This is a genomic window from Leeuwenhoekiella sp. ZYFB001 (assembly GCF_011784865.1).
GTDB classification, from domain to species: domain Bacteria; phylum Bacteroidota; class Bacteroidia; order Flavobacteriales; family Flavobacteriaceae; genus Leeuwenhoekiella; species Leeuwenhoekiella palythoae.
Window position 1 is genome coordinate 2,658,892 of record NZ_CP050460.1, and the last position, 15,109, is coordinate 2,674,000.

At 39.3% G+C, this 15,109-nt stretch carries 14 protein-coding genes; all 14 read right to left on the reverse strand.

Features of this window, described 5'->3' with window-relative positions; translation table 11 throughout:
- Nucleotides 1–3 precede the first annotated feature (3 nt).
- Nucleotides 4–1,116, reverse strand: coding sequence for a glycosyltransferase family 4 protein (locus tag HCN54_RS11430; protein ID WP_167597891.1), 1,113 nt, complete (start codon nt 1,114–1,116; stop codon nt 4–6).
- Entirely contained in the window at nt 1,113–2,105 is a 993-nt protein-coding gene (locus tag HCN54_RS11435; protein ID WP_167597892.1) for a glycosyltransferase family 2 protein, read from the reverse strand. Before HCN54_RS11435 ends, HCN54_RS11430 begins: the two co-directional genes overlap by 4 nt.
- Entirely contained in the window at nt 2,102–3,643 is a 1,542-nt protein-coding gene (locus tag HCN54_RS11440) for a glycosyltransferase family 2 protein (protein ID WP_167597893.1), read from the reverse strand. The genes HCN54_RS11435 and HCN54_RS11440 overlap by 4 nt, the downstream gene beginning before the upstream one ends.
- A 2-nt stretch (nt 3,644–3,645) precedes the next feature.
- Complete coding sequence (locus HCN54_RS11445; RefSeq protein ID WP_167597894.1) at nt 3,646–4,779, reverse strand: glycosyltransferase family 4 protein; 1,134 nt, start codon at nt 4,777–4,779, stop codon at nt 3,646–3,648.
- Nucleotides 4,779–5,870 (reverse strand): glycosyltransferase family 4 protein, encoded by a 1,092-nt coding sequence (locus HCN54_RS11450; RefSeq protein WP_167597895.1) that lies wholly within the window; start codon nt 5,868–5,870, stop codon nt 4,779–4,781. Before HCN54_RS11450 ends, HCN54_RS11445 begins: the two co-directional genes overlap by 1 nt.
- Nucleotides 5,867–7,273: a hypothetical protein gene (locus HCN54_RS11455; protein WP_167597896.1), complete on the reverse strand. Its 1,407-nt coding sequence runs from the start codon at nt 7,271–7,273 to the stop codon at nt 5,867–5,869. The genes HCN54_RS11450 and HCN54_RS11455 overlap by 4 nt, the downstream gene beginning before the upstream one ends.
- Before the next feature lie 247 nt (nt 7,274–7,520).
- On the reverse strand, nt 7,521–7,811 hold the full coding sequence (locus HCN54_RS11460) for a GIY-YIG nuclease family protein (RefSeq protein WP_167597897.1): 291 nt from the start codon (nt 7,809–7,811) through the stop codon (nt 7,521–7,523).
- 325 nt (nt 7,812–8,136) lie between these two features.
- A complete protein-coding gene (gene neuC, locus HCN54_RS11465; protein WP_167597898.1) occupies nt 8,137–9,261 on the reverse strand; it encodes a UDP-N-acetylglucosamine 2-epimerase in 1,125 nt (374 codons plus the stop codon).
- Entirely contained in the window at nt 9,258–10,298 is a 1,041-nt protein-coding gene (gene neuB / locus HCN54_RS11470) for an N-acetylneuraminate synthase (protein ID WP_317171969.1), read from the reverse strand. Before neuB ends, neuC begins: the two co-directional genes overlap by 4 nt.
- Nucleotides 10,299–10,540: 242 nt before the next feature.
- Nucleotides 10,541–11,200 carry a cytidylyltransferase domain-containing protein gene (locus HCN54_RS11475; RefSeq protein WP_167597899.1) on the reverse strand — a complete coding sequence of 220 codons (660 nt, stop codon included), beginning with the start codon at nt 11,198–11,200 and terminating at the stop codon, nt 10,541–10,543.
- A complete protein-coding gene (locus tag HCN54_RS11480) occupies nt 11,197–12,141 on the reverse strand; it encodes a glycosyltransferase family 2 protein (protein WP_167597900.1) in 945 nt (314 codons plus the stop codon). The genes HCN54_RS11475 and HCN54_RS11480 overlap by 4 nt, the downstream gene beginning before the upstream one ends.
- On the reverse strand, nt 12,134–12,961 hold the full coding sequence (locus HCN54_RS11485) for a hypothetical protein (protein ID WP_205881687.1): 828 nt from the start codon (nt 12,959–12,961) through the stop codon (nt 12,134–12,136). The genes HCN54_RS11480 and HCN54_RS11485 overlap by 8 nt, the downstream gene beginning before the upstream one ends.
- The gene (locus HCN54_RS11490) at nt 12,946–13,860 is read right to left on the reverse strand and encodes a glycosyltransferase family 2 protein (protein ID WP_167597901.1); all 915 of its coding nucleotides are present in this window, start codon (nt 13,858–13,860) and stop codon (nt 12,946–12,948) included. Before HCN54_RS11490 ends, HCN54_RS11485 begins: the two co-directional genes overlap by 16 nt.
- On the reverse strand, nt 13,847–15,109 hold the full coding sequence (locus HCN54_RS11495) for a glycosyltransferase family 4 protein (protein WP_167597902.1): 1,263 nt from the start codon (nt 15,107–15,109) through the stop codon (nt 13,847–13,849). Before HCN54_RS11495 ends, HCN54_RS11490 begins: the two co-directional genes overlap by 14 nt.

Below are 15,109 nucleotides of genomic sequence, written 5' to 3' on the forward strand. Positions count from 1 at the left end.
GGTTTACAAGAGTTTTTTAAGTTCAGCTTCAAACAAATCTAAAGTATAGCTGCGTGACCAGGCAGATGCTTTTTGCGCCATATCTTTCAGACCCGTTTTATCTTTTAAAAATGCTTCTAATTGAGCTGCATCAGATTCAAGCTTGGCCTTGATTAAAATACCACGATTACCGTGATCAAGCATCCACGGCACACAGGAAATTGCAGTAGCGATAGGAATCGCACCCCACCACATGGCTTCTGCAATGGCTTTTGGCCAGCCTTCGCTTTTAGAAGGAAGTATCAAAAAATGACTTTTCGTGTAGGCTTCAGCAACGGCAGCAGCCGATTGATTACCGTGAAGAAAAGCACTTTTCTCTAGATGATGCTCCGTGATAAATTCGAGAAGCAATTCCTTCTGAGGTCCATCGCCATAAAAATGAAGTTCTGACGGAAAACCTTTGGAAATAAGTTCGCTTACAAGCTCCAGAACATATAAAGGACGCTTACCGGGAACCAAACCACCAACAAATAAAAAACGTAATGGCAAATCGTATTTACGCAGTGGAAGCGCTTTCTTATCGGCTTCTGTATAGGTCGCGGTAAAAAAAGGCTTGATATTTTTGCTTTGGTCAGACCAATCTCCATAAACCAGAACCTGCATATTCTTGGTTAAAAAGCTATTCCTTAGAATCCATTTTTGCAGCTTATAACTCCAGGGTTGCTTCGCTTTAGGATCCCAGTTACCTGCATACTTTGCTGTTTTTTTCTTCTTCGGAAAAAATACCTGAACTATAGCACCAAGTAATCCTATATTTCCGGGGCAACGCAGATGTATATGATCTGCACCCAACATTACTTTGTAAATTCTCTTCAAAATTCCCGGCAATACCAAAATTGCCCGACCAACCTGAGTAACACTAGTAATATCAAACGAAGGGACTTTGATCAATTGCAGATATTTAGCTTTATAAGGCAGATCAATACTTCCCGGATTTTTTGAACTAAACGTGCCTACAACTTGAACCTCATCGACATAGCTGAACCACAGATTCATTTCACGAACATAGGGTCCGTAAGAGTACAATATTCCATTTTTCTCAAAATGCTCGATATGGGTGATTACGGCAAATTTCATTGAAGCTTTGGCTTATCAAAAAGTAAACTCCACCATCCTACTACCCTTCCATTTGCTTCATTAAATGCTCCCTTTTTGTCAGAAGCTGTCAAGACATTACTATACCGGATCAAAGTAAGAAGCAAAGCAGTGGCATTCCATTTGAAACGGGCTTTAAAACTGGGGTTGGGATATTTAATGCGCCAGACATACCAGCCGTTGCGAATCACCATTTTACCATATTTATATAGGTCCGGTCTTCCAGAAGGATCGTGATGATGCTCTAAACGAGCCGAAGTACACAAGATATTCTTACCATATTTCAAGGCACGAAGACAATAGTCTGCATCTTCATAGAGTCCGTATCCATCAAAATACAGACTAAATTTTTCAGCTTCAATTACCTTGCGATGAAAATTCATGGACATCCCAATCAGTAAATCTACCTCGTAATTTTTTCCGGTTAAGGGATAGCCATAGGTTCCGCCGTGTGAAAAAGTTGGCATTATTCCCGGAAGTTCCTGAGACTGGAGCCCTAATTTATTCCGAAGATAAAAGCGCTGTGATTCATTTCGTTCATAACCTTCAAAAACATAAACCTTATCTGTTGAATGCTTCCGACTTGAGGGTTTCCAGAGGTTTTCGTTTGTAGCAACTCCGCCTACTCCAACAATATAAGGATTCGAATCAAACGCTTCCAAGACTGCTTTAAAATAATCTGGTTCAAGAACCACATCATCATCTAAAAAACACACGATTTCAGACTGAGGATTTAACTTTTCAATACCAAAGTTTCGCTGGCGTGTAAGTCCGCGGTCTTTATCTTCAACCTTGAAATACTTGAGGTTCCCGATAATTTGTGACGAAATACTTTGCTGAGTTTCCAAATCTTTTGACCCGTCGATTATTAAAATCTCATCTGGATATGTCGTTTGAATGGCAACTGAAGCTAACAACCTGTTTAATGCTTCAGCACGCTGATAGGTACAAACAATTAGAGAAAACATCATTTTGTATTCAAAAGTTTTTGTGCCCAAAATAAACTAATCTTCCAACGTTTCTGCATTTGACGAAAATAGAAAAATGGATTTTTAATCTGCTGCAAGCGGTAGAATTTTAAAAATAATAAAGTTTTATATCCCTTTATCTGAGACGGTGTTGCGTGCTTGAGAATCGATGCTAAAACTGTTGGCGCAGGTTTAGGCGAAGGATTCTCACTATGCCAAGGTTTATCAACTGGCTTTCGAAAACCTCCCACAGGAGCCTTTAAATGTAAAAGTGTCAAGAAAGGGGTATAAAGTATATCAACGCCAGATTTACGCAACTGCATTCCAAAATCGCCATCTTCACCAAAACCGTTTTCCAAAGCCAAATCAAAACGTATGTTTTCTAAAGCCGAAGCTTTAACAAAACTGCAGCCAGAACCAAAAGAAGGCCATTGAATTACTGTTTCCTCCTTCTCAACCTCTCCTTGCTGTAGGCAACTCACTGTAAAAGCTTGAGGCTTTTCCTTTTGTATAAAAGAATTAGCGCTCTGTAAAAAATCATTGGGAATACGCAAATCATCATCAGCCAAGAAAACCCAGTCTGCCTCAACCTGGTCTAGAGCCAAGTTACGAGCGTTACAAGCCCCAGTTTGATGGGTAAAAGTATGTTTGATTTCAAAAGGCCAGCTTTCGGCATGTAAATAATCAAGCTCTGATACTGAATCGGTATTGGGATTCTGTTCAATAATAATTATACATTCAGGTACATGTGATTGATGAGCCAGGTCTTCTAAAGTTTGCTTTAAAACCTCTTTTCGTCCTAATGTAGGGATTACAATATCAAAGCTTAACCTAGATTCCGCTTCGTTTCGATTGGTATCTTCTATTTCTAAATGAGGAATTACAGCATAGGAAATAGATTTGATCAAATAGGTTTTTACGAGCTGAATTGGATTCATTTTTCTGCTATACATTAAACGTTGCAATTCAAATAGCAGCAGCCACTTTTTACCGAATAATATAGCAATCGCATTATAGGTTTCTTTCATTTTCTTTGAAAATGAAATCTCACTTTTCTCAGAAGATGAAAGAAGTCGTGGCTCTCTATAAACCCTCAAACCCTTTGTCATTCCAACTTTGGCCAATACACAAAGGAACAGATCAAAGTTAGCATACGGCGGAATAAAACTTCTAAAATGATTAAAGGCTTTACAGCTTATGCTACCAGCAGTTCCACTCATCAACCAGGTTGGATATTTTACTTTGGGTTGTATTCGGAAAAACACACTTTGATCTACATAACCCATTTCTTCCGAAATAACCAAAGATTTATTGGCTGCGTAACTAAGCATTTCTATAGTATTTGAATGTGCTTTGAAAAAATCAATGTTGAGGTTACCTTTTAAATCCTGATGCGCCCAAACAAGAAATTCCTCGGGGAACTTTTCGGCTAAAAGAAAACAAGCGGCACTTACCGCTTGTTTTTGAATATACATATCAAGAGGCTGCCCGTCTTTCAGAATTTCGACGGGATGTTTGTTATTATGAATTAATAAAATCAAGCTTAGACTAAACTTTTATAGAATTCCAGATTTTGTTTAACAACTACCTGAGTCGCAAATTTTTCAGAAACCCGTTTTCGGGCGTTAATCCCCATTCTTTTTCTTAAAGTTTCGGAATCGAGTAGTTGCAAAATTGCATCTGAATATGCCTGATGATCTTTAGGGTCCACGGCATAACCAGTCTCTCCGTCGGTCATCACCTCATTTGCCCAACCAATATTAGAAGTGACCAGCGCTTTTTCCATCGCCATAGCTTCGATCCAGGTCATCGGTAAGGCTTCTGCGAAACTGGGCAAAACAACAACGGAAGCCTTAGCAATTTCTTCCTGAACAGCCTTATAAGAAAGTAGCCCTTTAAACTCAATTTGATTATGAAATTTAGACTTTACTACTTCCATAAAAAGTTCCTGAGTTGATCTGCCTGTAAAAACATCTTTCACATCATTTCCTGCAAGAATAAGCCGCGCACTTGTGTTTTCCTTAAAAACCAAGTTGCAAATTTCAGCCAGTTCTAAAACTCCTTTTTTACGGATGACACTTCCATAATACAGTATGCAATTGGAAACCTCCGGAATTTGAACCGGCTTAAAAAGCTCTGTGTCGATTGAATTAGGTATAACTTGTATTTCATTCTTCAGTCCAAAAATTGCTTTGGTCAGTTTGGCAGTAAAAGCACTTACCGCAAGAATATGATCGGCATTTTTAAGCGCTTGTTGTTCAAACCAACGGTTTTTGGGTTTTTGCTTTCGATTATCTAAATGGCAAAAATACCCGTCACTTCCGTTACAGCGAATTACTAAAGGACATTTAAAATGCATCAAAGCCGTAATCCCGGTCCAGTCAGGTGCCTCAAGAACATTTATTCCCTCTAGAAGAATAATTTTATTGATATAGCACTGTAAAAATTTACGATGCAAATACCAACCGGCAAATGTATAATTCCGTTTGGCAATACTATGAATTTTGATTCCCTGATCTTCAAATTGCTTATCCTCTGCCTGACTGTAAACAAAAACCGTAACGTATTCCCCAGCCTCAACCAGACTTGAGGCCAAATTTTTGATACTGGTTCCCAAACCGCCACTTCGGTTTAAATCAGGATGAGGATACTCTGGAGTTAAAAAAGCGATGTGCATCAATTCAATAAATTAATATGTTCGGCAACCATACGGTCTAGTGAATATTCCTTTTCTATGAGAAGAGAAGTATCCCTTGAAATTTTTCGATCTCCTAAAACTACTCCTTCTAATATTCGGGCAATAGCTTGTTTGTTTTTTGGCTTAAATAGAAAACCGTTTATACCTTCATTGATGATCTCAGGGTTTCCTCCGACTGTTGTAGTAATTACAGGAACATTTGCTGATAAGCTTTCCAGGATGGAAAGGCTAAAGCATTCCATATACGTAGGTTGAATGAGATACTGGTAATCGGCCAAAAGTTGTGGAATCTCTGAAGAACTGCCTTTGAATGTCAGCAATTGATCACCCCCTTTGTCTTTGGCCTGTTGCTTTAGGCCTTCTTCCAGCGGACCTTCGCCATAAATGGTGATGTGGAGTTTGTTTTGCAAATCGGGTTTCAACAGCGCCAGGGCATCTATCAAATCCTGCAAGCCTTTAGATTCCCGCAGGTGAGAAACCACAACAAATTGAACTTTGCCTTCCTGATTAAGATCGTGGTTTTCTCTTTTTTTAAAGACCGAAGTATCAATACCGTTGTAAATCACTCCGGTTTTGCGGGCTACCACTTTGCCCAGATCTTTCACAATATGCCGGGCCGTATAGCTGCTTACTCCTATAAACCGGTCTATAGCTTTATGATGTAAATAGCCTTTAAGACGGTTTTTCAACTGCTTTTTAAGCGGAAAACCATTTAAAGGACGTGGATTGTGATCTATGGCGATTAAGTTTTTGATCCTTCCGGCTTGTTTGGCTTTTTTATAAAAAGGGGTACACAACTCGGTAAAATGGGTAACTAGAGCGGTATAGGTTTTTTCATTTTCCTGAAGGTAATTGAGAAAAAAGGCTTCGACACTTGAATTTCCTTCCGCAGAAAAAAGGGTAACACCCTCGTAAAATGTTTTATCCAAAACATCCGGAAAAAACCAATCCACGGCATAACCTTTGGCTTTAGCTGCGGTATCATAGGCTACAAAAAAGCGATCCATACCTCCTATTCGATCCTGGCGCAACACGTAATTACAAACTACTGCTAGTCTTTTGGCACTCATAAAATATTTTTTAAAGCCTGCACACAAGCCTGCGTAGTTTCGTCAAGGGGTTTTCCCACCTGCATATCTATAAGCTTCCTGCGATTTTCAATATCCAGATTAGGATTTCGCAGATATGCGTTTACAGCAGTATACAATTCTTCTGCATTTTTGGCGATTTTAACTGCGCCGCTTTTAACCACATTATCATAATGTTCATACTGCAAAAAGCGCTGATCATTATACAAGCCGTTCTCTCGGCTCCCAAAAGCGGTGTTGACCACAGGTTTTTCAAACAACATAAAATCAAGACTCATTGTAGACAACATGTTTACATTCACATCACAGTACTTTATTATTGCTTTAAGCATGCTCAGGTCTTTGCGTGTAGGTACGCGCTGAGACCAAGGCTCGGGATGCCCTTCCCGGGTAAGTTCCCATTTGGGATGATTCCATTTTATTTCAGGGTATTTGGTTTTGGTTTCTGCGAAACGCTCCTCATCTTCTGCCGGTGAAGTCCGTACCAAAAGCTGACACGAATCGATTGCTCCCGAACGGATACCTTCAGCCAAAGTCGCGATCACCAACGGATCGTTAGGGCCAATCGTGGCATCAGCGCAGCTGTAGCACATAATTTTTTCATCAGCATTTAGGTCGAAAGCTTCCAGAAAATTAGTCTTTGGCATATCGAATTCTGGCAATACATACGGCTCAAATTGCGGAGTCCCTACGATAGAAACCGCCTGCGGATTAGTATAGGGATAAAACCGAAGTAATTCCCTTTTCATCAAATCGCTCCAGACCAAAAAGTAGTCAAAAGTTGAGGCCATCCTCCCTTTGGAAGCTAAATTGTCCCAACTAAAAATAAACGAAGTGGTAGGAATCTTTAGCTTTTTCGCCCAAAAAACCAGAGTAGCAATAAAGGGTGGTCGCTGATGTGTAAAGAATAAAATATCTGGCTCATGCTCTTTTAAAATTTCACCGTATTTAGTTACAATAGCGTCTCCTGCAAAGCTTCGCTCCTGGAACTTTTCATACCGAAGGATGTTCTTTTCGCTATGAAAAATTGAACTGACGGCATAAACAAGTCGAACCAAAAGTCCGTGCGCACTCCAGCTCTTGGCTTTGTTCATCTCGTAATTATCTGCAATACCCGGATTGGATTTATGTTTCTGCAGGTGTGCTACTTCTTTCAGTTTACGCCAAAACCAATTCGTTTTAGTTTCAGTAAAAACAGGAAGTTCTACAATGGTAAAAAACGCCGCATCAAGGTCAGGATATGCCGTAGATGGGAGTCCGGAAAATATAACTACTTTTTCAAAAGATAGGGCAGCTTTAGTCAAGAACGTACTCAGCACAAAATTCCGAAAGCCAACCCCATCTGTTATTACAATTCCTAAGGTCTTTTGAGATGCTAAAGTCAAGGTTTTAGATTCAAAGTTATAAGTTTAAAATGCATATTTCGTTTTTCGTTTTTCGTTTTTCGTTTTTCGTTTTTCGTTTTTCTAAATTAAAGATATCAAAATCTGTCACTTCGAGTGTTTGATTGAGGCCACAAGTCGAAAGCAAATGTATCGAGAAGCCAAGTGAACTCAAGACATCATAACTCCTAAAACTTCTCGATACATCTGAAGCACCGCTAACGCTATGCTTCAACCACTCGAAGTGACATTATTTAAAACGTTTTTTAGCCAAGTTAGGTAGTTTTTCAAATTCCCCATTAATCAAAGCTTCTTTCTTAGCCTGAGACCATTTTTTAATCCGCTTCTCAAATTCAATTGCCAACTCTGGTTCTGTAAATTCACAATAATAAACCAATTCAATTGGTCTTCTGCTAGATGTATAAGAATTGTTGTACTTCCCCGATTGATGTTGTTCAACCCGCTCCCAAAGATCAGAAGTTATACCGGTATAATAGGTTTTATCCCGACATCTTAGAATATAAACATTATAGACTTTCAAGAATTAGGATTTGTTTGTCACTTCGAGTGATTTTTGAGAGCCTGGGCTCGATAAAATTGTATCGAGAAGGGTCACTTCGAGTGCCGGTCGAGACCTCAAGTCGAGACTGGTGTATCGAGAACCCTGTCAGTTTAAATGTTTATTGAGGCCCAATGCAAAACGTAATTGATCTAGGACACAGTCACTTCGAGTGTTTGATTGAGGCTTCAAGCCGAAAGCAAATGTATCGAGAAGCCAAGTGAACTCAAAACATCATAACAAAGAAGACTTCTCGATACATCTGAAGTTCCACTATCGCTTCACTTCAGCCACTCGAAGTAACACTTTAAAGATCCCGAAACTGCTTTTGATGGTCTATTTTCCAAAAGGCTTCGGTTCTTAAGGCTTCCAGAAATCCAGAAGCTGCTGTTTTAATACTTTTTGTTCCTTTTGGATTGATCTTTAATGCTTTCGCGGAAGCAATACCTTTTAAAATAGCTGCTTTAGCATTATCCACGTGAATGATGCTGTTAGTTTGTAAGTCCCTATTTTCCTGTCGCCTGCCCACATTTACCGTTGAAATACCCAGATAGGGAGCCTCGTGAATGCCGGCACTGCTATTTCCTATTAAGAACGTCGCGTTTTTGAGCAAGGTAATGAAATACTCAAACCGCAAGGACGGAAAAAGTCTGAATCGCGGATGCCCATCAAATTGACTATACGCCTTCAAAATTGCGGAAGAACCCAGATCATTATTGGGGTAGATCACCACATAGTTTTGATCATCTTCCAGAAGCGCCCGTACAAAGTCACCTGCGTGCGTGGCAGTTTCCTGATGCGCGGTGGTTACCGAGTGAAATAAGACTACCGCATAGTTTTCAAACGGAATGTCGTAATAAGTTTTTACAGTTTTGAGATTGGGTAAGGTCTCACTAAATAACACATCTAAATCAGCCGAACCAATATTGAATATACTGCTCTCGAGTTCGCCCATTTGCACCAAGCGTTTAGCCGCCGTCTCGTGAGATACAAAATGAATATGACTCAATTTACTTACCGAATGCCTAATGAGTTCGTCAACCGTTCCTGAAAGTTCGCCACCTTCAATGTGACCAACTAGAATATTATTCAATGAACCCACAATTGCACCGGCCAAGGCTTCGACCCGGTCGCCATGAACGATTATTAAATCTGGCTGAAATGCTTTCACATAGGCCGAAAAACCTTCAATAGTTTTAGCCAGAGTGAGGTCCATAGTGGCTTCAGAGGTGTAATTCGAGTAGCGCTCAATATTTTGAAAACCTGCTTTTTCAATTTCAATAACAGTGAGGCCATATTGCTCGAGCAGATGCATTCCGGTTGCAAAAATCCCATAGTTAAAGTCAGTTGAATCATGAACCACCTGAATAAGTGATTTCAGCTTCCCAAAATCTGCACGAGTACCGGTAAGAAAAGCTATTTTTTTAATCACAGCACGTCACTTGCTTTCAACTGTTCATCTTTAGCAATAGTTCTTGCTGCCTTTTTTCCTAAAATAGCTTCAAACTGTTCAGCTAAAATTTCCCCGGTTCCGGGACGCTTTACCCAAATATTTTTTTCAGTAAAAACCTCACCTTCTTGAATGGGTGCAATGGTACACACTGTTGCAAACGCAAAATCTATGGTTACCTGCTCTTCCTTAGCCGGAGCTTTTTCACCCCCGCGCATCATCCAGATTTCCTTACTCGACTGAATGAGTTCAGCGCAAGCTTCTTCATCCATGCTGCAAACGATATCCGGACCTGTGCGCTGCATATGATCGGTAAAATGCCGCTCTAAAATAGACGCTCCCAACGCTACTGCTCCCAAACAAGCGTTGTTGTTGAGGGTATGATCAGAAAGTCCAAAAGGCACCTCTGGAAAGGTCTGGTGTAATTGACTCATCGCGCCCAAACGTACCAAATGCGTGGGGGTTGGGTATAAATTGGTGGTGTGCAGCAAAGCGAAAGGTGTATCGGCGTTCTTAAAAATTTGTACAGCTTTAGCGACACTATCAAGTGTATTCATCCCCGTACTGAGTATAACCGGTTTACCTAAACCTGCGATGTGCTTTAGCAACGGATAATTATTACATTCCCCAGAACCAATTTTATAGGCTGAAACATTCATCTTGTTTAAGCGATTTGCGGCAGCACGCGAAAAAGGAGTGGAGATAAAAATCATTCCTTTTTCCTCTACGTAGTTCTTCAGAGCAACTTCATCCGCTTCATCAAGCGCGCAACGCTTCATAATCTCATAGATAGAAACATGAGCATTTCCCGGAATCACTTTCTTTGCCGCACCGCTCATTTCATCTTCTACAATATGCGTTTGATGCTTTACAACCTCAGCTCCTGCGCGTTGGGCTGCATCCACTAGTTCCTTTGCCACTTCTAGAGATCCTTCGTGGTTAATACCAATCTCGGCGATGACAAGCGGTGGGTAATCTAGGCCTATTTTTCGGTTTTCGATTTGAATGTATGGGTTCAAGGCGTATTTGTTATTTGTTATTGAACTTATAAAATATATCGAGAATGTCACTTCGAGTGATTTTTAAGAACCTGAGTTCGAAAAAATTGTATCGAGAATTTCACTTCGAGTGTTTGATTGAGGCCATAAGCCGAAAACAAATGTATCGAGAAGCCTTGTAAACTATAAACATCCTAACTAGCCAGACTTCTCGATACAAATTAAGTTTCGCTATCGCTACACTTAATTCACTCGAAGTGACCCTATTTAAAATGCTTCAAATACAACTCAGCCTTTATAAAATCGGCTTCTGTATCAATGTCGATTTCGGCAAAAGGATGGTCAACAATCAAGGGATAGTTTTTTGCTCCAAGAAGCTTTCCTTGCTTTAAGAGTTCCGTTTTAAAAATATAAAGCAAACCATTCTCATGAAACAAAGGCTCAAGATCCTGACTTCGCTGGCCCATTTCATAATTGTAAGGTATAAATTGATGATTAGAAATGGTTCCCAATTTATGTTCATTTCGGGAAACGGTCATGAGGCTGTCGCAATCCTCTCGATCAAAGACTGCGATAGCCTCTTTAAGAAGCCCTTCTGGTCTCAAGGGGTTTGTGGGCTGCAGTAAAATAACCGCATCGTATTTTTTTTGTAATTGATTTACTGCGTGTTGCAAGGCTGTTACAACAGGTTCTTCACTACCTGCTAATACATCGGGTCTTTCAACTATCTGAACATCATTTTGAGTGGCAAAATCTAAAACGGCAGCGTCGTTTGAGGTGATTACTATATCGCTCAAACCATTTCTCAAAGCGTATGTAATGCTATGACCAAGGAGCGGTTTATCTCCTAATTGCCGCATATTTTTTCCGGGAAGTCTTTGCGAGCCGCCACGGGCGGGTATTAAAACCAAGTAGTTTTTCATTTAAATAGCTTTTGACCTTTACCGGTAATCATCAAACTGGAAAGCCCCAGACCCACTTTACTCCAGCTTTTAAGTGTCTCAAAATTTAGAGAACCTAATTTTAATAGCACTTTTAAAATAGATCTGGTTGTTGTTGAATCCTTATAAACCAGCGGTATCATTTTTCGTAATTCAATAGTATAAAATCGCTTAAGCTTTTTTGAGAGGAGATTCATGCTACGCAGGTTATCTATAAACTCAATCAAAGTTATTGCTCTTGATGTACTCACTTTTAAGTTGTTAACCGTATATGTTTGATGGGAAATAGAATTCTTATGCTTGATGTAGGTAGTCAAATAATCATCAACTACTTTAATTGTGGGCTTTAATAACAATACGTTGAGAAAAAAGTCCCTGTCCTGAGCTGCCAGGTCATATTCTTTAAAATGAAGCTTATATTTATCAAGGAATTCCCGGTAATACATCGGGTCTGGCAAATACCAGGATATTTTACGGGTAATAAAGTCTTCGAGCAGATTAGCCGTGAGCTGGGTTCGCTGTTCCAACACTTCCGTTTGATCTTTCATATAATAGATTTTCGTTTTTGACAAAACGATTTCTGTTCCCGTATCAAAAGCTGCAAGCTTCTTCTGAATAAAATCCGGCTCCATCAAATCATCTGAATCAAACCAATTGATAAATTTTCCTTTAGCATGTTCAAAACCAAAATTACGACAGACGTTGGCTCCTTTAGGTCGGCTACCAGGGCGGATCAAAACTTTAAACCGGGGATCCTCTTCTTCAAATGCTTTTAGTATTCTCAACGAGGCATCCGTGCTATGGTCATCTACTAAAATACACTCCCAATTGCGATAGCACTGTGTCCTTACCGAGTTAAGCGTAGCTTTTAAAAAGGCTTCCCGATTGTAAACAGGAATAATTACAGAAACCAAATCAGTCATCAAAATACTTTCCCAGTTTGTTTTGAATTCTTTTTTTCAACTTTCTAAGACCTAACTTATACTTAAAAAACTCATCCTTAAAGATTTCAGCTTCTTCAGCATGATCATTTGAATCGGATGCATACCTATCTATAATGGCGTCTATTCTTTTTGTTTGCGCAGCATTTTTCCCATAGGCTCTGGCATACCAGGTATGAATGAGAAAAGGTTTGTTATCCAAAGCATAAACTTTTGTTGCCAAATCGTCTGTATTGGGATGTAAAAGATCTGCATTTAGAAAAAGAAACTTGTGATTCTTGCGTTTCAGCCATAAAAAGAAACAGTAATAAGGCTCATAAAGAGAATTCGCATCAAATCCAACGTGTAGGTGGTTTAAATCGTCGGTAAACTCTTTAGGATTGCTATACTGCTGTTTTTGTATTTCTTTTCTGCTATAAATGGTAGAGATGTTTTGATAGTCAAGAACACAAAAAAAAGTATTGGGTATATATGGATTAAAGTTCCTATGATTTAAACATCCTCCATCTCGCACACCTGAAACGGTATAATTAGCCGACTCCATTTCTTCTATGATTTTTATGAGTGCTCTGTTTTCCAGAAATAAGACATCCTCATCTGCCAAAATCAGCCATTTGACGTCCTTAAGCGGCAACTCCTCAAATGCATAGAATATGCTGTCCAGCCCGTACATACCTCCTCGACCGTCTATTACCAATTTCCGAATTCCAGCTGGCTGATAAGACCTCGTCTTGTCATAAAGATCGAAATTAGCCACCGTAGTCAATAGCGCGATTTTAGAATAATCTATTCCGGTTTCCAAAAAATAGGTGCTTGTGGCAATGATAAATAGGCTTTAAGCCTTTCGTTAGAAAATCGTAAGTCCAGCTTTTGTCGATGTTGTCTATTCTGAATGAGCGCTAATCCGGCCTTGCCTATACTCATCAGAATATCGAAATCTCCTTTAAAAAATTTAAGCCTTAATTGTTCTTTTATGGAATATATAATCTTAAACCAGGCTTTTTGTTTTGGGTAAAAGATCAAATAGTTACTCCAGGCAGCTTGCAAAGCCCATTGGGTTCTTAAGCTGGTTTCTTCAGCACTCTTTTTTCGATTCTTAAGTGATACCCGATGATGAACGAGCACTTTTGGAAAATAAAACACTTTTTGTTCTCCCTTAAACAATTTCATTGCGGCATAGTCTTCCTCTCCATAGAAATGGTACCACTCCGGATAATATTCGACATAATTCTTCCAAGCTTTCATTCTAAAAAGGTGGCCGCAACCTACATAATTAGAAATCCTATATTTTTCTTCATTAGTGTCCGTGATTCTTGGCTCTTTCAGGCCCCAAAATAATCGGAACGCCAATACTGCACAATCCATATTATCATTCATAAAATTCAATGCGTCGAATAAACTTTCCGGATTCACGAAATTGGCATCATCATCAAGCGAAATAATATATTCTGTAGTTGCCACCTTCATCAATTGATTGCGATTGGCTATCAAACCCTTATTTGATTTGTTTTGAAAAATATTAATCTCTGGATATTGATTTTTAACGTATTTAAAAGTACCATCAGTAGATGCATCATCCCAGATGTAAATCCCCTCAAGACTAATAACATCTCGCAAAGTATTCAGGGTAAAAACCAATTCCTTTTTGCGGTTGTACGTGGTAATAAGTATACTTACATTTTGAGAATCAAGCAGAGGCATTCAGAATGTTTTGAATTTGTTTATTAAGGTACTCCGATGAAAAATAGCCCTGTAAATCGACCCGGTTTAAACGCCAGGATTCTGCCCTGGTATTTTTCCATTTGAGGTAGAGTTCAGAGAGAGTTCCGGCGATCTGTTCGGAATCGTCCGCTTCACTTTGCCAGGTGTAATCTTCCCCGAGCAGCCTACGCACTTCACTTTTTTTTGGGCTTAAAGCTAAAATGGGCTTATCTACCATCACACAATGAGCCATCTTGGCCGGTAAAAACGGGCTAAAGTCGGTATCACTTGCCTCAATGATAAGGTTTACCGAAGCAGCTTGCTGTAGTGCTAGAGATTCCGCATATGAAACACTTGTATGAGTAATTAATTGTGAAATATGAGCAAAAGAGCCTATCAGTTTTTTATAATTACTGGACGGCCCCACTAAATACAAATAACTCTCCTGCCTCGCTTCTTCCATACTTTCTAAAAAAAGTTGAAATCCTTTTAATAGCCCTTCAGGTGATCTGCCTCCTAACAAATTTCCGGTATGAACCAGATTGAATTTTCCCGTATGAAAAAATGAAGGCAAGCTCGCTTTTGGAACATTTACATCATACTGATGAGGGATAATAAGTGACTTTTCTCCAAATTGAGGATAAAACTGAGACATATGCTGAGCTAAATAAAAAGACGGAAATCCGGCAACTCTACACGAACTCGAAACGCTTTTAAAAAATGCATCTTTTTGTTTTGCCCCTTTGGGAATAAAAGTATACGGTTTAGGATAATGCTGAAAAGGGTAGGGATCATGAATATAAGCTAGCCATTTTTGATACCATTGAGGTAATCGCAAAACCGCATAATGCGGGCGAAAACTCTCGCCTTTACTTAGGGTTAATACCAGATCAAAACTATTGGTATCAATAGCTTTTATTTCATTACATAGTGACTTACAATCATTAAAAAATGTAAAACTAAATCCAAATATATTCTCCATAAAGACAGACCAGTCCACACCCAGATTACGTTGTACAGTACGTTGAATTCCTCCTAGGACGTAGAGCAAATTAGCTCTTCGCTCTTTAGCTAAAACACATTCAGCACCTTTAATTTGTAATTCAACCTGTGTGTAATGTATAACACACACTTTATATCCATTACGAATCAGGCTTTTAATAAAGGCCACATTAGCTTTAGAACCGCTGCTGTCTTCGGGATTAATAGAATCTGTAACAACGAGTAAATTTTTAGAACTACTTTCCAC